At 64.3% G+C, this 22,124-nt stretch carries 18 protein-coding genes and 4 pseudogenes; 7 read left to right on the top strand and 15 right to left on the bottom strand.

Going from position 1 to position 22,124, the window contains the following annotated elements:
• The first annotated feature begins 3 nt into the window (after positions 1 to 3).
• Positions 4 to 759, top strand: a complete 756-nt coding sequence (locus L7N97_RS19220) for a hypothetical protein (protein WP_237479894.1) — start codon at positions 4 to 6, stop codon at positions 757 to 759.
• A 24-nt stretch (positions 760 to 783) separates the two neighbouring features.
• On the opposite strand, the gene L7N97_RS19215 is transcribed toward L7N97_RS19220, so the two are convergent.
• The 4 genes from L7N97_RS19215 to L7N97_RS19200 are packed head-to-tail and all read right to left on the bottom strand — an operon-like array spanning position 784 to position 4,801.
• Entirely contained in the window at positions 784 to 1,671 is an 888-nt protein-coding gene (locus L7N97_RS19215; RefSeq protein ID WP_237479893.1) for a hypothetical protein, read from the bottom strand.
• Positions 1,672 to 1,728: 57 nt separating this feature from the next.
• On the bottom strand, positions 1,729 to 2,619 hold the full coding sequence (locus L7N97_RS19210) for a hypothetical protein (RefSeq protein WP_237479892.1): 891 nt from the start codon (positions 2,617 to 2,619) through the stop codon (positions 1,729 to 1,731).
• Positions 2,620 to 2,628: 9 nt separating this feature from the next.
• Positions 2,629 to 3,561 carry a glycosyltransferase gene (locus L7N97_RS19205; protein ID WP_237479891.1) on the bottom strand — a complete coding sequence of 311 codons (933 nt, stop codon included), beginning with the start codon at positions 3,559 to 3,561 and terminating at the stop codon, positions 2,629 to 2,631.
• Between the two features lies 1 nt (position 3,562).
• Positions 3,563 to 4,801, bottom strand: coding sequence for a glycosyltransferase family 4 protein (locus tag L7N97_RS19200; protein ID WP_237479890.1), 1,239 nt, complete (start codon positions 4,799 to 4,801; stop codon positions 3,563 to 3,565).
• Positions 4,802 to 4,983: 182 nt separating this feature from the next.
• Here L7N97_RS19200 and L7N97_RS19195 point away from each other — a divergent pair, with 182 nt between their 5' ends.
• Complete coding sequence (locus tag L7N97_RS19195) at positions 4,984 to 6,096, top strand: 2OG-Fe(II) oxygenase (RefSeq protein ID WP_237479889.1); 1,113 nt, start codon at positions 4,984 to 4,986, stop codon at positions 6,094 to 6,096.
• Positions 6,097 to 6,142: 46 nt separating this feature from the next.
• Here the strand turns inward: L7N97_RS19195 and L7N97_RS19190 are convergent, their stop codons facing one another.
• The 3 genes from L7N97_RS19190 to L7N97_RS19180 form a co-directional block, all read right to left on the bottom strand.
• On the bottom strand, positions 6,143 to 7,234 hold the full coding sequence (locus L7N97_RS19190; RefSeq protein ID WP_255721692.1) for an acyltransferase family protein: 1,092 nt from the start codon (positions 7,232 to 7,234) through the stop codon (positions 6,143 to 6,145).
• 137 nt (positions 7,235 to 7,371) lie between these two features.
• Positions 7,372 to 9,135 carry a hypothetical protein gene (locus L7N97_RS19185; protein WP_237479887.1) on the bottom strand — a complete coding sequence of 588 codons (1,764 nt, stop codon included), beginning with the start codon at positions 9,133 to 9,135 and terminating at the stop codon, positions 7,372 to 7,374.
• A 321-nt stretch (positions 9,136 to 9,456) separates the two neighbouring features.
• Positions 9,457 to 10,599: an acyltransferase family protein gene (locus L7N97_RS19180; protein ID WP_237479886.1), complete on the bottom strand. Its 1,143-nt coding sequence runs from the start codon at positions 10,597 to 10,599 to the stop codon at positions 9,457 to 9,459.
• Positions 10,600 to 10,611: 12 nt separating this feature from the next.
• Between L7N97_RS19180 and L7N97_RS19175 the strand changes: the two genes are divergently transcribed.
• Positions 10,612 to 11,706, top strand: a complete 1,095-nt coding sequence (locus L7N97_RS19175) for an acyltransferase family protein (RefSeq protein WP_237479885.1) — start codon at positions 10,612 to 10,614, stop codon at positions 11,704 to 11,706.
• Positions 11,707 to 11,975: 269 nt separating this feature from the next.
• Entirely contained in the window at positions 11,976 to 12,977 is a 1,002-nt protein-coding gene (locus L7N97_RS19170) for a glycosyltransferase family 2 protein (protein WP_237479884.1), read from the top strand.
• A 363-nt stretch (positions 12,978 to 13,340) separates the two neighbouring features.
• On the opposite strand, the pseudogene L7N97_RS19165 reads toward L7N97_RS19170, so the two are convergent.
• Positions 13,341 to 13,694, bottom strand: a pseudogene (locus L7N97_RS19165) (transposase domain-containing protein); the annotation flags it as partial.
• Between the two features lie 87 nt (positions 13,695 to 13,781).
• Positions 13,782 to 13,952: pseudogene (locus L7N97_RS19160) on the bottom strand (ISL3 family transposase); the annotation flags it as partial.
• A gap of 148 nt (positions 13,953 to 14,100) precedes the next feature.
• Here L7N97_RS19160 and L7N97_RS19155 point away from each other — a divergent pair.
• A pseudogene (locus L7N97_RS19155) lies at positions 14,101 to 15,292 on the top strand (IS256 family transposase).
• 60 nt (positions 15,293 to 15,352) lie between these two features.
• Here the strand turns inward: L7N97_RS19155 and L7N97_RS19150 are convergent.
• Positions 15,353 to 15,967, bottom strand: coding sequence for a helix-turn-helix domain-containing protein (locus L7N97_RS19150; protein ID WP_237479883.1), 615 nt, complete (start codon positions 15,965 to 15,967; stop codon positions 15,353 to 15,355).
• 13 nt (positions 15,968 to 15,980) lie between these two features.
• The gene (locus L7N97_RS19145; protein ID WP_237478198.1) at positions 15,981 to 16,262 is read right to left on the bottom strand and encodes a hypothetical protein; all 282 of its coding nucleotides are present in this window, start codon (positions 16,260 to 16,262) and stop codon (positions 15,981 to 15,983) included.
• Between the two features lie 107 nt (positions 16,263 to 16,369).
• Here L7N97_RS19145 and L7N97_RS19140 point away from each other — a divergent pair, with 107 nt between their 5' ends.
• Positions 16,370 to 17,755, top strand: coding sequence for an IS701 family transposase (locus L7N97_RS19140; protein ID WP_237479882.1), 1,386 nt, complete (start codon positions 16,370 to 16,372; stop codon positions 17,753 to 17,755).
• Here L7N97_RS19140 and L7N97_RS19135 read toward each other — a convergent pair.
• The 3 genes and pseudogenes from L7N97_RS19135 to L7N97_RS30070 form a co-directional block, all read right to left on the bottom strand.
• The gene (locus tag L7N97_RS19135; protein ID WP_237479881.1) at positions 17,669 to 18,580 is read right to left on the bottom strand and encodes an ISL3 family transposase; all 912 of its coding nucleotides are present in this window, start codon (positions 18,578 to 18,580) and stop codon (positions 17,669 to 17,671) included. The genes L7N97_RS19140 and L7N97_RS19135 overlap by 87 nt on opposite strands.
• A 199-nt stretch (positions 18,581 to 18,779) precedes the next feature.
• Entirely contained in the window at positions 18,780 to 19,331 is a 552-nt protein-coding gene (locus L7N97_RS19130; protein WP_237479880.1) for a reverse transcriptase domain-containing protein, read from the bottom strand.
• Between the two features lie 125 nt (positions 19,332 to 19,456).
• Positions 19,457 to 19,567, bottom strand: a pseudogene (locus tag L7N97_RS30070) (transposase); the annotation flags it as partial.
• A 583-nt stretch (positions 19,568 to 20,150) separates the two neighbouring features.
• On the opposite strand from L7N97_RS30070, the gene L7N97_RS19125 reads away from it, so the two are divergent.
• Positions 20,151 to 20,962, top strand: a protein-coding gene (locus L7N97_RS19125) for an IS5 family transposase (protein WP_428980972.1) whose coding sequence is annotated in 2 segments (ribosomal slippage) — positions 20,151 to 20,583 and positions 20,583 to 20,962 — 813 coding nt in all. Because the reading frame shifts where the segments join, the coding sequence is not laid out codon by codon here.
• Here the strand turns inward: L7N97_RS19125 and L7N97_RS19120 are convergent.
• Positions 20,925 to 21,812, bottom strand: a complete 888-nt coding sequence (locus tag L7N97_RS19120; protein ID WP_237479879.1) for a hypothetical protein — start codon at positions 21,810 to 21,812, stop codon at positions 20,925 to 20,927. The two genes, L7N97_RS19125 and L7N97_RS19120, sit on opposite strands and share 38 nt — an antisense overlap.
• Between the last annotated feature and the right edge of the window lie 312 nt (positions 21,813 to 22,124).

Here is a 22,124-nt window from a genome sequence, read left to right as displayed (position 1 = left end):
GGCATGATCCGAGACCTCGTGTCGAAGCCGGACTTCGGGTCACGCGAGATGCAGACGGTGGCCTCGCTGTCGCGGTGGTTCCAGCTCGAATGCCTCGCGCACACGATGGCGGTGCGCCTCGGGCCCACGGTGCGAAAGGGTCCCTTCGCCGGGATGCGGCTGATCCCCGTGCAGCTCGGCTCCGTGCTGACGCCGAAGATCCTGGGCACCTACGAATCGGAGATCGCGCACCTCTTCGCCGACCTCGGACGTTTCCGGCGCGTCGTCGATGTCGGCAGCGCCGAGGGCTATTACGCCGTGGGCTGCCCCTTCGCTCACCCGCACATCCGCACGCTGGCCTACGACACGTCGGAAGCCGCGCAGAGGCGGTGCCGACAGGCGGCCGAGCTCAACGGCGTGGCCGACCGCGTTGAGCAGCGGGAGTTCTGCACGCCTGAGGAGATGGCCGGGCTCGCCGACGGCGAAACGCTGTTCGTGGTCGACATCGACGGCGGGGAAATCGACCTCCTGTGCGCGCTGCCGGCCGAGAGGCTCGCGCGGGCCGAGATGATCGTGGAGGCGCACAAACACGGAGCGACCACCACGGAGGAGGCGATCATCCCGCATTTCGCGGCCACGCACGACGTGACGATCTACCGGCAGAAGGTGAAAGAGGTCGACGAGCCGATGCTGGCGCAGTCGCCTTCCTTCACGCGCTGGCTGGTGACCTGGGAAGGTCGGATGAACGAGGTGTGGCTGCACCTGAAACCGAAGGCGTAAGGGCGGGGCGCCTTCGTCGATGCCTCAGGCATCCCGCCCTTCGATCGAGGCGATGAGCCGGGTGCGCGGCACGCGGGCGTGGCAGGCACGGTTGGGGACGTGGTGGACTTCGAGGTGGGCCATGTTGCGCCGCGACGGCCGGTAGATCGGCCGCCGGCCCAGCATCGGCACCATGGCCTGTTCGAGGTCGTTGGCGTTGAAATCGGTCGTGGGCACCCTGAACGCCGGCATGGCGGACCAGTCGCGGAGCTGCGCCCGCGTCACCGCGTAGAATCCGACGTAGGGGCTGTCCGTCCGGGCGAGCTCGGCCCCGCGGCGCGTCGTCAGGCGGTCGGGGCCGGGCTCGGGCGAGGCGACGCGGTAGCCTTCCGGCGAGTCGTTCTCCAGGTAGACCTTGAAGGACCGGCCCGAGAACAGCTCGTAGCGATTGGGGAGCAGGAGGTAGCGGTCGCCGAACTCGGCGTAGAAATCCAGGATCTTGCGGAAGAACTCGGGATCGAGGGCGACGGTGTCGTCCTCCGCATAGACGAAGAGGTCGTACCGGTCCCGATATTCCATGAAGACGCGGCGGCACAGGTAGGGGAGGTGGCGGGCGTGCCCCAACCGCTCCTGCGCGCTCTTGAAGTTGACGACGCGCTCGCCGTGGAAGACGTGGTTGTCCTGGTTCGTGCAGAGGAAGACGTCGCCGTGGATCTCGGCCGGGCGCTTCACCACGACGTTGTTGACGCCCTCGCTGAGGTCGCCCTCGGAGCCGAGCAGGAACTCGTGTTCGGCCAGGAGGCTCGACCATTGCCGGATGCAGGAGACGACGATCTCCTTCCGCTTCTCCAGGCCGTCCTGGCTGGACCCCTCGATCGCGTGGCGCTCGCCCGAGACCGGAAAATAATGGGCGATGCAGAGCAGGACCCTCATGGCATTTCCTCACATCCGTTCGATCGCCCGGCGGAGCGGTGACCGGGCCATCGTCTGTCAATCCGGCATCGTGCCGTTCAGGTGCCCGATCAGGCGGTTGCCGGGGGTGGATGCGTGGCTGTTGCGCCCCGACACGTGCTGGACTTCGAGCGCGCTCACGTTGCGGCGGGACGGCCGGTAGACCGGCCGCCGCCCGAACATCGGGATCATGGCCTGTTCGAGCACGTTGGCGTCGAACTCGGCCGTGGGGGCGTCGAAGAAGGGCATGGCGGCCCAGGCGCGGAGCTGCTCCCGCGTGACCGCGAAGCAGCCCGCATAGGGGCTGTTCGTACGCTCGAGCTCGGTCCCGTCCCGCATCGTCAGGATCGCGGGACCCGGTTCGGGCGAGGCGACGCGGTAGCCGTTCGGGGACGGGAATTCGAGGTAGACCTTGTGCGCGCCGGCCGAGAAAAGCTCGTAGCGGTTCGGCAGCAGGACGAAGGCGGGGCCGAACTCGCGGTCGAAGGCCGCGTATCTGGCGAAGAAGCCGGGGTCCAGGGGGACGGTGTCGTCCTCCGCGTAGACGAAGAGGTCGTAGTCGCCCAGGAACCGCACGAAGATCTGCCGGCACACGTAGGGCAGATGCCGGGGGTTGCCGACCGGTTGCCGGACGGTGTGCACCTTGACGGAGGACAACTGGTCCAGGAGGTGGTTGTCGCCGTTGACGCAGACGTAGACCGACCCCGAGACGGCGTTCTCGACCGGCTCGACGAGTCCCGCCATCTCCGGGTCGAGGTCGAAATCGGTGCCGAGCAGGAAGTGGCGGCGGGCCACCAGGCTGGACCATTGCCGGAGGCAGAAGGTCACGGTGACGGCGCGGGCGTCAGGGCTCTCCTGGCTGGAGCCCTCGATGCGGTGGCGGGGCCCCGACCGGGGAACGTAATGGGCGACGCAGACCAGCACCCTCACGACGCGCCCTCACACCCGCTCGGACCAGAAGGCGAGGAGCCGCTCGCGCATCGCGTCCATGCGGTAGCGCGCCGCGGTGGCGCGCCCCTCGTCGAGCTTGTCGGCCACCTCGCGGGCGCCCGCGTGGACGAGGCGCACGGCATCCGCGAGGGCGTCGGCGCAGCCCGGAAGGTCGCCCTCGGCGATCCAGGTGCCGTTGCGCGGCGTGGCATATTCGAGGCCCCCCTGCCCGTGGAACCCCACCGGCAGCGTGCGCCGCGCCATGGCTTCGAGCGGGGGCAGGCCGAAACCCTCGCGGTGCGACAGCGACAGGAAGATGGCGGTGCGCCCCATCAGCGCCATGGCGTCGGCGTGGGGCCGCCCGTCGATCTGCACCCAGGGCACGCGGACCATGTTGGGGTTGCGCCGCCGGAACAGGTCGCGGACGAAGCCGGCGTCGAGCCCGGCCTTGCGGGGCATGAAGCTGATGGCGAGGGCCTTCCGGGCCGGGGCTTCAGGCGGCACCTCGATCCCGCAGGGCACCACCGCCACGTCCTTGACGCCGTGGTGGCGCTCGACGTGGTTGGCGACCTGCCGGCTGCAGCACATGACCGTGTCGACCCCAAAGCTCGCGAAGTCCTCGTCGTCCCGGAAGGTGCGGAACAGGTAGAACTGGTTTTGGCAGAAGCAGACCTTGCGCGCCGGCTCGTCCCGGAAGCGGAGGAAGTGGTCGCGCCAGCCCTCGGGGATGACGCAAACGTCGTCGGCCGAGATCGCGTAGTCGCGATTCAGGACGCTCGGCGCGGCGACATCGTAGAAGCGGTCGTCGTCCGTGCTGTTGGTCACGATGGCGGCGTCGTAGCCCGCCTCCGTCAGGGCGCGGACGTGCAGCCGGATCTGCAGCGGGCCGCCGAAGGGTTTGGGGAAGGAGCGCAGGATGTAGCGGATGCGCTTCCTCGCCATGTCAGAAGCCCCGCCCCGTCTTCGACCGCATGAGGTTGTCGACGAGGGCGAGCTGGCGCGGCAGGCAGACCGAGCGCAGGTCGTAGTTGGCCACGATCGTTTCGCGCGCGGCGACGCGCATCGGCGCGAAGCGCTTGGGATTTGCCAGCACGTCCGACACGCGCTCGGCCAGGGCGAGCGGATCGAAGAAGTCGACCAGCACGCCGTTCTCGCCGTCGACGATCACCTCCTCCAGGGGAGCGGTGCGCGAGCCGACGATGAGGCAGCCGCTCGCCATCGCCTCCATCAGCGACCAGGACAGAACGAAGGGATAGGTGAGATAGATGTGCGCCGCCGACACGTGCATGATGCGGCGGAAGTCGTCGCCATGCAGGTAGCCGGTGAAGTGCACGCGGCTCGCGTCGAAGGACACCTCCTCCAGCATGCGCTTCTTGTAGCTGTCGCCCTCGGGCAGCTGCGTGCCGTAGCTGACCCCATCCATGCCAACGATGAGGATCTCGGCGTCGGGGTGCCGGCGCTGGATTTCGGGGATGGCGCGCATGAAGGTCGGGAAGCCGCGGTAGGGCTCGAGGTTGCGGGCCACGTAGGTCACCACCTTGTCGCCGGCGCGCAGCACCTTGCCGCTCTCGGTGCGGAAGGTAGCCTTCGGGTCCGGCTTGATGGCGTCCGTGTCGATGCCCTCGTGGATCACCGACATCTTGGTCTGAAAGCCCGGCGGATGTGTCGAGAACTGCCACTGCGTCGGCGTCAGCCCCCAATCGCAGCTCGCGTTGGACATAAGCGCGACGGCGTTCTTGACGCGCAGCGCCAGGGCGGTGTTGACGTCCACGGGGGTGCCGGTGTCGAAGCCGACGTCCTGCCCGCGCGCGTTGTAGTAGAACTCGAAGTAGTTGAGCAGCGGCACGTTCGGGAAGACGTCCTTGACGAAGAGCGTCTCGCCCCAGCCCGCGTGGCCGATGACGATGTCGGGCTTGAGGCCCTTGCCCTTGAGGGCGTCGAGCGTGCGGTAGACAGCCTGCCCGTGGAGGACGCCGTCCTCCAGGCTCTTCATATAGACGTGGGTGTCGGGCTTCGGGGGCCGCGTCGTCTCGTAGACGACCTTGCCGACGCCGCTGAGCTGGTTCTTCTTGTTCTTGGTGACGTAGACCACCTGATGGCCGCGCGCGCGGAGGTGGCGGCACAGGTGGAGAAACTGCGCCGGCATGTTCTGATGAACGAACAGATAGGTGAGTTTGGACATGATCTCGCGGGCGCGGCCGGGCGCATCGCCGGGTTGACCCCGCGGCCGCGCGAGGCTGGCATGCGCCTACACACTTCGGCCTCGGCTATCAAGGCTGAGCGCTGGCGGGGCGAATGAGCGTTGACTCAGGTTCGGGCCGGGGGCATCGCTCGGCACGGATCACAGCTCCGGATCTTTTCGGCATGTCACAAGTTCCCGCCCCGTTCCGCTCCCTCGGTGCCGGCGATCCCTGCCCCTGGGTGAAGCAGGCCCATGGCGAGAACGCGCTGGTCGGCATCGACAAGTTCGCCGGGCGCTACCTCGTCCTCTGCTTCTTCGGTTCGACCGCCGACCCGCGCGGCCGGAGCGCCATGGAGGCGGTCGCCCGGCATCGCTCGGCCTTCGACCTCGACCGGGCCTGCTTCTTCGGCGTCAGCATCGACCCGAGCGACCGCGAAGGACGGCGGGTCGTCGAGGACCCGCCGCAAACCTACGTGTTGTGGGACTTCGACCTTTCCGCGAGCCGGGCCTGCGGCGCGGCGCCCGACGAGCCGCGGGGCGAGCCCCTGCGCTTCCGCCCGCAATGGATCGTCGTCGACCCGTCGCTGCACGTCCTCAAGGTGTTCCCGCTGACGGCGGAGCCCGCCGACCACGACGCCGTCTTCGCCTACCTGCGCGGACTGCCCCACCCCTACCGGTTCACCGACTTCGAGCGGCCCGCCCCCGTGCTGGTGCTGCCGAACGTGTTCGACGAAGGGCTGCGGCGGCGCCTCATCGGCCTCTACGACGCGCATGGAGGTGACGAGTCCGGTGTGTACCGGCAGGGCACGCACGTGATCGACGCCGCCTTCAAGCGCCGCAAGGACCACACACTGGACGACGGGCCGCTCAAGACGGAGATCCAATCGATCTTCCAGCGGCGCGTCCTGCCGGAGATCGAAAAGCTGTTTTTCATGAAGATCACCCGCATGGAGCGCTACATCGTGGGCTGCTACGCGGCCGAGGACGGCGGGCACTTCCGCCCGCACCGCGACAACGGCCCCGGGGCCACAGCACACCGGCGCTTCGCGGTCTCGATCAACCTGAACGGCGAGTTCGACGGGGGCGAGGTGAGTTTCCCCGAATACAACCCGCGCGGCATCAAGGCGCCCCCGGGCTGGGCCGTCGTGTTCCCGGCCGCCATCCTCCATGCCGTCAGCGAGGTCACCTACGGACGGCGCTACGCCTTCCTGCCCTTTGTCTACGACGACGCGGGAGCGAAGATCCGCGAGGAGCACCTGCGGTCCACAGGGGTGCTCAGCGCCGCGGTGCAGTGATCGGCCCTCCGCCGGCGCGACCGCATCGCCGCCGGCGGCCCGGGCTTCACCATTTCAGGCGCAGGGCCGGACGCTCGATCAACCTCCAGGACACGAAGGCACAGCACAGGATGGCGGCGGTGGACAGGGCCACGACGAAAGCGAAATTGGTCCCGTCGAACAGCTCCGTCGTGATCAGGTTCTGGATCGGATAGGCGTAAAGGAAGGTCCCGTAGGAAAGGTCGCCGATCCGCCGGTAGGTCCGGCTGAACAGGAGACGGCTCTTGCCGAGTTCGATCACGAGCAGTGTCAGGAGCAGGATGATGCCGGCCCGGGCGATCTCCGGCGACGGCCCGAACGTGATCAGCCCGCCGGGGATCAGCAGGGCGGCGAGGCGGGCGCGTTCATTCAAGGGTTCCGAGGCGGCGTAAAGCGCCCCGGCCGCGAAAGTCAGGAAGAAGCGCAGGACGTTGAAGGCGTTGTACTGCGAGAAGAAGACCTCCGGGACGGGGTTGGGCGTCGTGGTTATGTGGTGGACATAGGCGACCAGTAGGGCGAGCCCCGCGACCGTGAGCCAGGTGCGACGGCTCATCAATGAGGGCGGGATCAGCTTGTAGGGCACGAGCAGGGCGAGGTAGCAGAGCAGCTCGTATTTCACCGTCCAGATCGATCCGTTGACGGCGGACCAGCGAGCGGAAGCGAAGACGCCCGGCAGGTAGAACTGCGTCGGCGTGGACACGATCGGCAGGTTGTGCAGCAGGAAGGCCCGCGTCTGCGGATCCCTCCAAAACGCGCCCGCGCCGAGGCTCGTCACGCACGCCCCCAGGGCCGCGCACGCCAGGATGCAGACGATCCAGGCGGGAAAGATGCGCAAGGCGCGAGCCGCGAGATACCTCGCGACCCGCGGATCCCGATCCAGGCTCTTGAAGACCAGGTAGCCGCTGAGGCCGAAGAAGATGTAGAGGCCCGTGCTCGACAGTGTGATGCCCAGCGGCCCAAGGGGTGGCTCGACGTAGCCCGCCATCCCGAATTCGTGGCTATAGAACACGCAGAAGGCCGCACCCATGCGAATCGCATCGAACGAGTTGCTATGCTGGGGCCGCCCTTCCGCTGCCTCGTCGACCGCCTGCGGCGAACCAGCGCGAGGGACAGGCGGCATCGGCTCGGGAGCGAGCCTCGTTTCCAGCAGGCTTTCGGGCATGCTGATGGTCTAGGGCATGGCTGTTGGCCTGTAAACGCGCAGCCCCGCTCGGGTCGGAATGCTCCCTATCCGGATGCGCGGTCCCGCTGCGGCCTTCATCGGCGTTCCAAAGCGTAGATGGACCGTCGCGCGGGCGGCAGGTAGTTGCGGTACGGGACGGCTGCGACCTCGCGATAGCCGTCGACGGGCCCGAAGCTGATCAGGTAGCGGTCGTCGGCGACCCACCACCAGCTCTTGTCTGCGGACACGGGATGAGGATCGGCGTCGAAAGCGGCGCCGTTGTATTCGAAGCCTCCATCGAGGTTGGCGGCGTTGGCCGGCCCCGAACCGGTCAGAAGCGCGATGGCGCGCCAACGCGCCCGGTTCCAGCTCATGTAGTCGTGAGTTCCCAATACCGCGAACACGACCATACCGACCGCTAGGATCGCAGGCAGGACGAGCGATCCCGCTGCGCCGCGAGGGAACGCGGCGTTCCTGTCGCAAACCGCCACACGCATGTAGAAGAAACACAGCAGCGGCATCACCACGGCCGTGTAACGCTCGAAAACGTTCGCTGGCAATAGCGGAGCATAATAGCTTCCGACGCTCAGAAAGAGGAACAGAGCGACCGAATTTTTTCCATCGAGCCTCGTGAGCCCTCGGCCGAAGAGACGCTGAGCGAAGACCGCGACGACGTAGCTCAATCTGAAGAGGCCAACCGCGCTGACCGCCGTGACAAGGACCCAGAACGTGAGCGGGAGCGGCGGAATCTGAGGTAGGTGAAGAAGGTGCACGTCGCGAAGGGTCAAGGGCCCGAGCCCCTGGGTCACAAGAATGTTGCCTTTGATCGGCATGAGACCGAAAGCGATGGTGTCGACGGCGAACACTGTCGCGGTCACAACGGAGGCCACCGTGCCTGGAAGCCATCTCGGTCCGCGGCGGACGTCGATCGCCGGGGCGGGAAGTTTCAGCGCGAACGTCAGCGGGGCGATGAAGAGGCCCATGTAGAGTGCGACGATCGCACCGTTGAGGAAGACGTTCTGCGCTAGAAGCGCAGGCTGCTTCAGGATCTGCACCAGCTGCTCGTTTTTCACGTAGTACAGACCAGGAGTTCTTCTGGTCGAATTCATCCAGCCTTCGTAGATTAGAAGGGCGGCAGCACCGATCAGCGCAGGCAGCACGGAAGCGAGTATCGACCTCCATCGACGCTCCGAGCTGCACAAGGAGGCGACCGCGAAGGCCAGCGGCAGACAGAGCCCCAGTTGGCGGCACAGAACAGAGGTCACGGCGAGGGCAGTCCCAAGGACTCCCATGAAGCGCGATCCGGTCTGGAGGCGCAAACAGAAAGCCAGCGCGGCGCCACCCGTGATGACGGCGAAGAACACATCCGTCATGAACGTGAAAGAGAGTTCAAACAGGACCGGGTTGAAGACCGTGATGACGGCGCCGATACCGGCCTGAAACAACGAGGCTCCCACGAGCCTCATGCCACGATGGACCACGACGAGCAGAACGACGGCCGCAACAAAGGTCGAAGCGCGCAGACCTTCATACGAACACGCCCCGACGTAACAAAGCGGCCACGCCGACAGCGACTGGGTGACCAGGGACATGTTTCCCCAGAAGCTGGGCTTCCAGTCATGCTCCAAGACGAGACGACGGGCCGATGTCGCGAACGACCAGTCGTCGTTCAGCGGGAAGTTGCCTCGCGGATCCACGATGAGCGCCGCAACCACGAGGGCGGTCGCCAGCGCCGCAAGGGCGTACCGATCTCCTGTCCCGAAGGCTCGCCGCGCTTTCAGATCTGCAGCGGGAGCGAACGGCTGGTTCCTTGACAGCATCGATGACCATGCCTTGCTGATGGAGAACGACGATCTCACGCGGTCTCGCCGGGTTAGTGAACGCTCCGGGACCCTGGATGGCGTGCCGCCGAATGCCGGCTCTGGTTGAAGGCGAGGCGGTGGTGTCGATCCTGAGGGGCGAGCGCCAGCGGGCGGTGCCGTGAGCGCTCCATGTCGACATCGCAGCGTCGGAGGACGACGTGCTCGGAACCGACGGGTCGCCGCCCATGAGCGCAGGCACCCGCGAGGTTCAGTCGGGCTGCGCCATCACCCGCTTCGAGGACGTGCAGGACGATGAGTATGGGATGCGCGAAGCGGGGTCCGGTCTTTTCTCGATACCTCACGGCTCTTCAGGATCCGTCATCCCGAGACCACAGAACCTGGCGCAAGGACCGGACGTCCACGCCTCGGGAGCCCCGTCGACAGGCGGTGCATCAACGGCCTTTCGAACCCGGCGTGGAGAGCCATCGCGATCGTTCCGACCATCATGACCGCGAGGAGCACGTAGAGGAGGCTGCCCAGCGGTTCCCCCATTAGCGCGGCGCAACGCGGGAGGAGCGGGCGCATCGCTATGAGCACGAGGGGGTGGACGAGATAGATGGCGTAGGAGGAGGCGCCGAGCCGGAGCAGCCACGGGCGGGGAGCGAGCGACGGGTCAGCCCGCAGCACCGTGCCGGCAAAGACGAGCGCGCAAGGTGCTCCCCAGGCGATCCAGCGCGGGAAGTGTTCCGGGACGTTGGGCACGGCGTTGAATCCCGCCAGCGTTTCTCCGACGATCATCGCTGCGGCGATCAGGACCGTCGCGACGGCCTGGACGCGGGTGAGGCGCAGGCCGCGACGATAGGCGAGGCCGAGCCCGATCCCCATGACGAATTCGAGCAGGATAGGGGCGGACCAGAAGCGCAGCGGCTGCGGCAGATCGACGATCGTCCCGAGCACAACGAGGCCGATCAGCCCTCCCACCACAAGAACCAGCCCTGAGCGGCGGAATGACATTCCGAGCGCGAAGACGGCGTAGAACATCATCTCGAAATTCAGCGTCCAGCCGATGCTGTAGACGGGCAGGCGCAGCCCGTTGGCGTCGCTGTAGGGCCAGAACACTAGGGAGTTCGCGACGAGGTCGGGCCGCACCACATCCCATTTCCCCTGGACCACCTGAATGAGGCAATAGGCGAAGGTTGCGAGCCAATAGAGAGGTATGACCCGGACGATGCGGCGGCGCAGGAAATCGGCAGCCGCCCCGGGAGTGCCGAAGCGATCCGCCGCGGTGTGGATCATCACGAAACCGGAGATGACGAAGAACAGGTCCACCCCGGCGGCGCCGACGTAATAACGGGGGATCAGTTCCGGCCCGCCGTGGTAGGCGATGTCCCCGACGAGGTGTGACATCGCAACCGTGACGGCAGCTAGGCCCCGCAGGTATTGCACGCCGTCGAGACGGGCGCGGTGCGGGGGGGCGACGGATTGCGGGTGGCTTAGCGCAGCGGTAAAGTCGTTCGCCAACGGAGCGCAGCCTTGCATCACGAGCCCTCGATCACCGCCATGATGCTGCCTGGGCGCGACACGGCTCCCGCCCGTCTCGCCAACGTCGATGCCCTAAGAGGCCTCGCCGCCCTAGCAGTTTGCCTGTTCCACTGGGAACATATCGGCTTCGGCACTCCCGTCAACGCGCAGATCTTCCGCTTCGGAATGCTCGGAGTGGAGCTGTTCTTCATGATCAGTGGCTTCGTCATCGGGTTGGTGGCTGAGCGCAGCCCGTCGGTGCCGCGCTTCGTGCTGGCGCGGGCCGTGCGGCTGTACCCTGCCTACCTCGCCTCCGTGGCGTTGACGGCGCTCTACGTCCTGCCAGTGAGCAAGTACGGCGTCGAGGCGGTCCTGGTCAACGTCACCATGCTCCAATCCTTCGTCGACGTTCCGAATATCACAAATCCCTATTGGACTCTGGCCTTTGAGATCACGTTCTACGGCCTCGTCGCGGGTCTGCTCGCCGCCGGTGCCTTCGCCCGCATGGAGGTTTTCGCCCTCGCTTGGCTGGCCTTCGCGCTGCTATATCGGTTGACGATCCCGGGCCCGCTCGGCTTCGACGATGGGCATCCGCTGGCCCAACTCGGCTATATCACAGTGGCGCCGCAGTTCGCACCGTTCTTCGTGCTCGGCGCCATGGTCCATCGTTTCCGAAGAGGTTGCCTTGGCACGCTGGGGCGCATCGCGGTCGCGGCCGCGCTCGGCATGACCCTTTTCGGTCGCGACGACTTCGCCCAGGTGTCCGGGGCGGCCTACGCCACCGCCGCCTTGGCCATGACGGTGGCGCTGTGGATCGCGGCCCACGGGGGGGCGGGCGACGGTTCCATCGTCCGCACGCTCGGCCGACTCGGAGTCGTATCTTACCCGCTCTATCTCGTGCACTGCACCGTGGCGAACCTCTGCATCCTCGTGCTGACACCCTATGGAATTGGTTCGGCATTTGCGGTCATGTTGTCGGCGCCGATGTCTTTGTTGCTCGCCGTGTGCTTACACCGCAAGCTCGAACGTCCTCTCATCGCAGCGTTCCAAAAATTCCGGAATCAGCAGCCTGGCTCTATGGTGGTACTGGGCCCGTCCTGCCCCTGACCCGTCGTCACGTTGGAACAATTTTGGTTTCCAAAGTGGTGAGTCCACCGCTGTTAAGAGCAGAAATCCATCGGCCGATAGGAAGCAGGTGCAATCCTGCCCTGGCTGTTGACAGCTAGATGACGGTAATCAGTCGTGATCGCGCCTCGCTTCACGATTGCTACCTTTTATGACTCCATGAGTAAGGCGGCTTCTGAAAGCCATTAACAGGCTGAGCCGGAAACCCAGTCAATGCCACATCTCCCAAGATCCACATCAGAGCGACGAGCATGGATCCAGACCTCATTAATGGCGGGCAACAAGTGTTGAACTCCATTCCTAATGCCGTCCCCTCACTTTCGAAGCTCGACAGAAATGTCGCGGTGCTGGTACCCTGTTTCAACGAAGCTTTGACCGTTGGTCAAGTCGTCAGGGGATTCATAAGCGCCCTACCTGAAGCAACAATATACGTTTACGACAACAACTCGTCGGACAGGACGGCAGACATCGCTCGGTCGGCCGGTGCGGTCGTTCGATTGGAGCGGCGTCAAGGCAAAGGTAATGTTGTTCGACGTATGTTCGCTGATGTGGATGCGGCCTGCTACGTCATGGTTGATGGCGACGACACCTATGATCCCGCCGCTGCTGCCGAGGCTGTCAAACTTGTGACGATCTACGGCTATGACTTCGTCAACATCGCCAGGAAACCGACCGATACAGAGGTCTATCGCAGAGGTCATAGAATAGGAAACAAGGTTCTCACGCAAACCGTTCGCTCCTTCTTCGGACGCGATACATCTGACATGCTATCCGGTTATAAGGTAATGTCGCGCCGATTTGTGAAATCCTTCCCCGCCATGTCTAGCGGGTTCGAAACTGAGACAGAACTGACAGTACATGCACTAGAGATGCGCATGCCAATGCATGAGATTTGCGCAGCTTACAAAGATAGACCGAAGGGTTCAATCAGCAAGCTGCGCACCTACAGGGATGGTGTTCGTATTATCCTACTTATCGCACGTCTAGTCAAAGACGAAAGACCGTTCGGGTTTTTTGGCACGCTAGGGGCATTGATCGGCTTATTTGGGGTCGCACTCGGAATTCCTGTGGTGTTAACTTTCTTTGAGACTGGACTTGTTCCTCGCCTACCGACTGCTGTACTCAGCGTTGGCCTTGTCATGATCGGATGGCTTGCAATTTTTACAGGAATAATTCTAGATGTCGTAACTAAGGCGCGCCAAGAGTTTAAGCGAATAGCTTACCTATCAATTGGTCGCTCACCGACGCTGTAAGTAATCAGTCGCGGGAGAAAAGGTAATATTATCATTGAAAGCCGTAACCCAATGCATCGTAACATCTATGATCAATTCTAATGCTGGCTGCAAAATCAATACGTATCAGCAATCATCGAGCACTCAATTTCTTTTTAAATCCCGTGTCGTTTCGTTTCCGTGCGCAGTATTCAGTAAGACCCTGACCCAAAAGCCTACGGCCGCGCGAGTCGCCGGATGCCGAACTGGATGGCAGCGAGCGTGGCGAAGGGCAGCAGGGTGGAGGCGAGATTGTCGAAGTTTTTGGCCAAGCGCCTGTTCCGTAAGCGGGGCGCCGAGCCCACGTTGCGTCGGGCTGCCTGATGAAGCAGAGCGCCGGCTGGCTCAGGCGGCGGCCTTGAGCCCGGGGATGGTCGGATAGGCCCAAGGCAGGAAGTCGTCGAGCCGGCTCTGGGGATGGCCGCCCACGATGCGGGTGATCACGTCGCGGAGGTAGGCCTGCGGGTCCACGCCGTTCAGCTTGCAGGTTTCCACGAGCGAGGCGATCACCGTCCAGGTCTGGCCGCCCCGATCGGAGCCGGCGAAGAGGGCGTTCTTGCGGGTGAGGGCGAGGGGCCGGATCGAGCGCTCCACTGTGTTGGAATCCATCTCCACCCGGCCGTCGTCGGCGTAGAGCGTCAGCCCGTCCCAGCCTGACGTCGCGTAACGGATCGCCACGGCCAGCGTGCTCTTCTGGGTATGCCTCCGGCGAGGGCCGCCTTGTGAGTGTGATTAGGCGTGGAATTTTGGCTCTGGCGCAAACTTGGTGCTGATCGGCGGTCGTTTTCACCCCGACTGGACCATGCGAGCTTGCAGAAGGTCGATCTTGCCGCGGCCGTACATCTGGCGGCGAACGAGCTTCAGCTTGGTGACCTGTCCCTCCGTCTGACCGTTGGACCAGAGTTCGACGATGGCGGCCCGCACGGCATCCTCGTCGTCCATGATCCCCAAAGCGAAAGGTAGCGTCCGATCGAGTGGTGGAGATTTTGGGTCGAGAGCGGCGGGCGGAGCTCCGCCCATAGCGGAGGCCGCCGCTCTCCTGGGTGATCACCGTGCCCCCTGGTAGGGTCGGGTTGCTGACCAGCGACACGAACCGGAGAGCACGATGACCGATGACACACTGCCACTTCTCGACGCGTTGCTGAAGCGCGGCGGAGGCGATTTCATGAAGGAGCTGGCCGAAGAGGTCCTGGGACGGCTGATGGCCTTTGACGTCGAGGGCCAGATCGGCGCCGGCCGCTACGAGCGCAACGAGGAGCGCACCACGCAGCGCAACGGGTACCGCCACCGCGCCTTCGACACGCGGCTGGGAACGCTCGATCTCAAGATCCCGAAGCTGCGCAAGGGCTCGTACTTTCCCGGCTTCCTGGAGCCGCGCCGCACGACCGAGCAGGCGCTCGTGGCGGTGATCCAGGAGGCCTGGATCCAGGGCGTGTCGACCCGCAAGGTCGACGACCTCGTTCAGGCCATGGGGCTGAGCGGGATCTCGAAGAGCCAGGTGTCGGAGCTTTGCAGGGCATCGACGCCCGCGTGAACTCCTTCCTTGAGCGGCCGATCGAGGGCGAGTGGACCTACCTGTGGCTGGACGCGACCTATCTGAAGGTGCGCGAGAACGGGCGCATCGTGTCGGTGGCGGCGATAATCGCCACGGGGGTGAACACCGACGGGCGCAGGGAAATTTTGGGGCTCGGCCTCGGCCCGTCGGAAGCAGCGACGTTCTGGCTCGGGTTCCTGCGCGGGTTGGAGAAGCGCGGCCTGAAGGGTGTCAAGCTGGTCATCTCGGACTCGCACGAAGGCTTGAAGGCCGCCATCGCGCAGATCTTCCAAGCAACGTGGCAAAGGTGTCGAGTTCATTTCATGAGGAACGCGTTGGCTCATGTGTCCAAGCCTCAGCATCAGATGGTAGCTGCCGCGATCCGGACGGTGTTCATGCAGGCTGACCAGGCTGCGGCGTCGAAGACCGGCGCCAAGTCGCCGATCAGCTGCGTCCCCGCATCCGCAAGCTGGCGGAGTTGATGGACGAGGCCGAAGCTGACGTGATCGCCTTCATGAGCTTTCCCAAACAGCACTGGCCGAAGCTACACAGCACGAACCCCATCGAACGATTGAACAAGGAGGTGAAGCGGCGCGCCGACGTGGTCGGCATCTTTCCCAACGAGGAATCGATCAAGCGACTGGTCGGTGCGGTCCTGCTCGAACAGAACGATGAGTGGCAGCTCCAGCACCGCTACATGACGCTCGAAACCATGGCCGGCCGCGCCGACGAGCCGACGGCCTTGACCCACATCGCAGCCTGATTGCCCGTCAGGGGACCGCGGTGAACACCCGACCAAACTACACCATCTTGACGGACGTGATCAAGCGAAAGAGGCCAACTCGCTCCCTTGCGAGTCCCGTAGCCAGGACGTGAGATCGTCCGTCTTCTTCGCCGCCACCATGGTCTTGAAACGATCGTGGAGGTTGCGGGCCGCGACGATCTTAGGGGAGGTCGTTTCGACGGCGACCCTGACGCGCAAGGCTTCGGCCGACCTGCAGTCGCGTTCGGACGTCAGCAGCCTGGCGATGGTGCGAGCAGGCGGTAACGGCGTGACGGGGGCGGGTCGGTCGGCCGAGGCCTGTGCGGCGCGACGCCTGCGGGTCGCCCACTCGGTCACCACGCGCTGGCTGCCGCCGAACCCGGCATCGCGCAGGCGCCGCCATAGCTCGGCCCCGTTCCGGCAGCCTCCGTCCCACTCGGTGCAAAGCTTGTCACTCCACCGGTCGAGCGTGGTCGAGCGCGAGCGGAACACGTCCTCCCGGGTGCCAGCCAGGATGCGCCTTACGGTCTGACGCGACACGCCGGTGGCCCGGACAATGCCCTTGATGCTGTGTCCTTGGCTCTTGAGGGACCTCACGGTGCCGTTCACCTCGTCGCGGCGCTTCCATCCCGCCCATTGCACCTTCTCGGCCGAGCTGAGCTCGACTTTCCGCATTTTTGGAGGCGCATCAGGTGCTGACCCAGAAGATGTCCTCGGCTGCGATGCAGGTGAGGGCGTCGTCGAGGGCGAGGATAGTGCTGCCGAAGGGGCCGGTCGAGGACCAGCGCTCCTTCCACAGGGACCAGTATAGAACTTCGAAGTGGCCGTCGGGTTTTGCCGGTCGCAGGCGGGCGACGGGTGTGCCCGACCGCGCATCGTAGAGCGTGTAGCCCCGGTTGCGCCGCTCGGCCACGAGAGAACCACGCGGGCTTCGAAACTGCGCGATGCGCATGATGACGTCGTCGTCCATGGCGGCGCAGGATATTCCGAGGGACTGGTCCCGTCACGGACCGTTTGCGCTCTGATGGGCTGGATGCAGGGCTTGCTGAACAACGGCGATGCGATTCTACGGCCGGGATGAGACCCCATCGCCAACGCCCCCCTTCCGACCTTTCCGCTGTGCCAGCGATCTTGTCGACATGGCTGACCGTACTGCGCCCGTGCTTCACTGCACCAGTCTGGACCCGAGTCCTCGTGCTGGTGGCCGGTGCGGTGTTGTCGCCCGGCGGACGAACCGTGACGCAAGCCCTGCGCGTGATGGGACTGGCCGGAAAACCCGGCTTCGGTCGATACCACGACGTCCTGAGCCGGGCGCGGTGGGATGCGCGCGACGTGGCGCGCAGGCTGCTCGGGCACCTCGTCGCCGTGCTGTCGCCGGACGGCGAGGTGATCATCGGCATCGACGACACCGTGGAGCGACGATGGGGGCCGAAGATCGCGGCGCGCGGCATCTATCGTGACCCCGTCCGTTCGTCCAAAGGCCATTTCGTCAAGACCAGCGGCCTGCGCTGGCTCGTGCTGGCCGTCATGCTCCCGGTCCCCTTCGCGGGCCGGCGCTGGGCGCTGCCCTTTCTCACCGTGCTGGCCCCCTCGGAGCGCTGGAGCGAGGCGCATCGCCAGCGCCACAAGACCCTGACCGACTGGGCGCGTCAGGCCATCCTGCAGAGCAGTCGCTGGCTGGGGAGCCGCCGCGTCACCGTGGTGGCCGACAGCAGCTTCGCCGCGCTCGACCTCATCGCCGCCGTGCGCCGCCACGTCACCCTGATCACGCGGTTGCGCCTCGACGCCAACCTGTTCGAACCCGCCCCCGCGCGCGTTCCAGGCCGGCGCGGCCGCCCCGCCCTGAAAGGAAAGCGAGTGCCCAAGCTCGATGCCGTGCTGCGCGACCCGGCCACCGTCTGGACAAAGGTGACGCTGACCGAATGGTACGGCGGCCAAACCTGCAGGCTCGAATACACCTCGGCCACGGCGCTCTGGTCCAAGGCCGGCCTGCCGCCCCAGCCGATCCGCTGGGTGCTGGTGCGCGATCCGTCCGGCACCCGTGACGCGCAGGCGTTCCTGTGCACCGACGCCGACCTCACCGCCGAGGCGATCCTCACGCGGTTCGTCATGCGCTGGCGCATCGAGACCACCTTCCAGGAGGTCCGCCGGCACCTCGGCGTCGAGACCCAGCGCCAATGGTCCGACAAGGCCATCCTGCGCACCACACCTGCCTTGCTCGCCTTGTACTCCCTCGTCACGCTCTGGGCACACGAGCTGCACACCCGGGCCGGACCGATCCGCCCACAGACCGCAGCTTGGTACGACAAACGCCTGCCAACCTTCAGCGACGCGCTCGCCGACGTCCGCCGCGCGTTATGGTGGCCGCAGATTTCATCAACGTCCCCGCCCAGCCGAGACCCCGTCAAAATTCACCCCGACCTCCTCGACCGGTGGATCGACACACTGTGCCGCGCTGCCTGAAATGCGTAAAGTCGAGCTGAGGACCTCGGGATCGATGTCGCCGCCCGTGATGGCGCGACGGAGATCGCCCATGTGCCGCTTCACGGCCTCGACAAAAGCGGCCGTGGCGTTCTCGAGCAGATGCCAGCGGTCGCAGATCTGCAGCGCTTGGGGAGCGCCCTTCGTGGCCCCCTCGCGGAAGCCGCTGCCGCGGTCTCGACACACGATTTCGACGCCAGGATGGGCCGCGAGCCAAGCCGCGACGGTGCCGCCCTCCCGATCCGGCAGGACGTCGATGGTGCGTCGGCGTTCGAGGTCGCAGATGACCGTGCCATAGCGCTGACCCTTGAGCCAGGCGAAGTCGTCGATGCCGACCACGCGGACGTCGGATGGCGTCGGTATCGCGCGCCGGCGTAGGACACGCAGCAGCGTGTCGGCGCTCACCGGCATGGACAGGCGTTCGGCAAGCCGCTCCCCGGGGCGGCCGCCCAGCGCGAGGGCGATCGCGTGGGTGAGGACGTCGAGGCGCGATGTGCGACGCGCGTGAGCCTGGATGAGGTCGTGGGCGAAGCGTTCCGTGAACACCTGGCGCTCGCAGGCGGCGTTGCGGCATCGGAACCGCCGGGCAGACAGACGGATCCTGAGGCGTCGACCATGGGCCGGGAGATCGCCGAGGGATCGACCATAGCGGCTGTGGACCGAGGAAGACGCGAGACCACATGCCGGACAGTCACTCGTCGGTGATGCGCTGTGTGCGTGAACGGTGATCCCGGCCGCGCCGATCTCATGGCGGTCCACGACGAGCCCGGCCGGGGCAAGCTTGAGCGGCACAGTTCGATGCGACATGCGATCCGGCCCTCCCTGGCCAAAGCGCCTACGCCGCTGGAGTCACTCGGGATTCACCGCCTGCTGCACCAAGTTTGCGCCAGTGCCAATATTGGATGCCGATAGGGGGTCAACTTTCGACGCCGATTGACATCCGCGTCCCTCGCCGTAGGCATACCGTTCACGGACGCGAGCGCCCGCGCGTAACGGTCCTTGGCCGTCACCTGAGCGACGACGTTCCTGCCCTTGCGCGATTTCCCCCCTCATGGGTGAAGCCGATGAAGTCGAACGTCGTTCCCGCTGCTATCGGATGGCACCCTTGCGGGCGCCGAAACCAAAAACCCACGAGGCGGGTCTTGGTCGGATGGAGCGTGATCCCGTGCCGCCCGAGCCGCTCGCCCAACAAGGCCAGCATCTGCATGCCGGCTGCGTGGTTCTCGAACGCCATCACCGCATCGTCGGCGTAGCGGACCTGCAGGCAATGCCCCCGTGGGTACGGCCGCGCCCCAGTCTCGGACCATCTGTCCAGCACGTGGTGCAGGTAGATGTTCGAGAGCAGGGGCGAGATCACACCATCCTGCGGCTTGCCTCCCATCGTACGGCGTAGGACGCGCTTGTCGAGCATCCCCGCCTTCAGCCATCTCTCGATCATTCTCCGGACGACGCCGTCCGTGACTCGTAGGTCGAGAAAGCCTCGCAGGTGCCCGTGATGGACAATGTCGAAATATCTCGATACCTCGACGCCCACCACCCAGCGGAGCCCCTGCTCCATGAACCCCGTGCGCAGAGCACGAGGGCATCGTGGGCCGAGCGTCCCGACTGGGAGCCGTACGAGCACGGCAAGAAGTCCGCCTCGTAGATCGGCTCCAGCAACAGGAGGATCGCCCGCTGCGCCATCAACAGCGGTTCGAGGACCGCCCACTCGGCGTCAGTCAGATCGGTTGAGTAGCGGAGGTCGGAGCGGCTATGCTGCTCACGGGTGATCAGGGTGCCGTGATGGTTCCAGATCAGGTTTGAGCACCCTCCCAGAATGATCTCAGCCCCGCCCGCCCAACCCCACATGCTCTCGTCGGACGGACACTCAGCTATGCTGGTATGCTACTATCTGCATCCTGATCTGGCAGCCTTGGAAGGTATTTTGAAAGCCGATCTAGATATATCTGCTCGACGATATCCTGAAAGCGATTGACATCCTGCCTCAGGGCGAGCGAACGCTTCACAGGCGCTGTAGGCTTCATTGATTCGTCGAGATAGAACAGCTCCTTTCTTATTTTAGGTTCATCGGCGTCACTGATATTCAGCACAGTTTTCATGTAAAGCCAAATGTCACCCCCTCTTTCAAGGAACTCTCGAGGAGCTAGAAACTCAACACTGCGCTTGAAGAGCATCGACCTTACGAACGGATCTGAAGACTGTCGCGCGAGCGTCAACAGGCGCAGACCGATAAATGTTCTGGACGAAGAATATCGAGTGAGAGAACGAGCCGTATCATCAAGCAGCCCTGAGTGTCCGTCCGATAAGGGCACGTGGGGTTGAGTGGCCGGGGCTGAGATGATTCCAGGAGGGTGCTGAAACCTGATCTGGAACCGCCATGTGGACCCCGGCCACCCGCGAGCAGCATAGCCGCTCCGAACTCCGCTACTCAACCGATCTGACCGACGCCGAATGGGCCGTCATCGAACCGCTGTTGCCGCCCGGCAACCCGCTCGGACGGCCCCGGCTGTGGTCGTTGCGGGAGATTGTGAACGGCATTTTCTATGTGCTGCGGGGCGGCGTTCCCTGGCGCCTGTTGCCGAAGGACCTGCCCCCGAAGAGCACGGTGTACGGCTACTTCAGCGCGTGGCGCGATGAGGGCCTGTTCGCCGGCATCAACCACCATCTCGTCATGCTGGATCGCGAGCGGGCCGGGCGAGAGGCTTCGCCCACCGCGGCCGTGCTCGACAGCCAGAGCGTGAAGACCACGGAGAGCGGCGGTCCGCGGGGCTACGACGCGGGCAAGAAGGTGAAGGGTCGCAAGCGCCGGCCCTGGTCGACACGGACGGCCGCGCCCTGGTGCTCGACCCGCAGCCGGCCGACGTGCAGGACCGCGACGGGGCCGTGCCGGTGCTCAAGCAGTCACGCCGTTCATATCCTTTCATCGCCAAGGCCTTCGCCGACGCGGGCTACGCCGGCGACAAGCCGGACAGCGCCACGCTCATCGCCGTCGAGATCGTCCGCAAACCACCCGGGCAGGTCGGCTTCGTGGTTCACCCCCGGCGATGGGTGGTTGAGCGCTTCTTCGCCTGGATCAGCCGCAATCGACGCCTCTGGAAGGATCCGGAGGCCACAATCGCATCCGCAAAGGCCTTCCTCTACGCTGCGTCCGTCATGATGCTGCTACGTCGCATAGGTTGCGCAGCCTGACTTCCCGGACGGACTCTAAGACATAGACCATCTGGTCGTCGAGGTCGTAGCAGGACCGTGGAAATCCAAAGTGAATGTTTTCGTTAGCTCCGTCCCATCGCAATCCGATGGGTGTGACCGCCCCATCATCAATAAACGGCATTTCGACTGCGCCAGCCGGTGGAATGCGAGATTTCAACGCCGGAATATTCAGGAATGACAATCGCGCTAACGATGTCCAGACGTTTCCAATCTCTCCGATCAGATCGACATCTTCCACAAGGTAGTTTGAGCTCCGACGAGCGAAAACGAGATTGGTCGACGATCCTGAGAAACCATGTTCAACCAACACGGAGCGATCGATAAACGTTTTGTCAGCCTCCCGTCCGTCTCGCCCCGAGTCACGATCGATGTTGATTGATTCTGATTGGTCGATCGAACAAATGACGCCGTCAGCGAACTTCACTCTGACCGCTTTCCCTGCTCCAACCCTGAACGATCCGACGTTTACGATGAAGTGGTCACCACAAATGGAGCTTTTCTCAAGGCCCGATGTAAGAGCCCGAATTTTATCCTCGACTGGAATTGGCCAGCTTGCTATATCGCTTATAACTTCCTCAAAATGCTCGGATTTCATATCCTTTGCAGAAAGGGCGTCACGAACGTGTTTTTCGATCCGGAGGTAATGATCCCGGATGGACGCATGTCGCATGAAACCCCAGTCACGCCCATGCGTAACTGGATTTGAGTTTGAGGCTGTCGTGTTATCGTCGGTCTTGGACAGCAGCGTGCGATACACAGCAGTGAAGTATATCCTACAGTCTTCTTGAAAACCGACATCTTGAATAAGCGCGAGAGGCAGCTTGACCATATTTTTGCTCCAGCTTTATCGATATAGGGAACGATACATCAGAGTTTCTATCTCTCTATCAAGAGTATCGACTCATTCTTGGCGAAATAGTAGCGGTATCCGTAGAAGCGAAGATTACTAACGACCGCCGACATTGATTTCCACCTCGCCACAATGGTCACCACCGTACCAGCACCGACCTTTCCGTGAAGAGGAAGTCCCTCAGCGGAATATATCGTCACATCTACGATCTCGGTAAGCCGCCCGATGCCCTCGTCACGCGCTGTAGCAGAGGACAGGAAAATCATTGGACAGCATAAGCACAGAGCGAGC

Origin of the sequence: Lichenibacterium dinghuense (assembly GCF_021730615.1) — a bacterium.
GTDB lineage: Bacteria > Pseudomonadota > Alphaproteobacteria > Rhizobiales > Beijerinckiaceae > Lichenihabitans > Lichenihabitans dinghuensis.
This window is presented reverse-complemented; position numbering and strand designations above follow the sequence as displayed.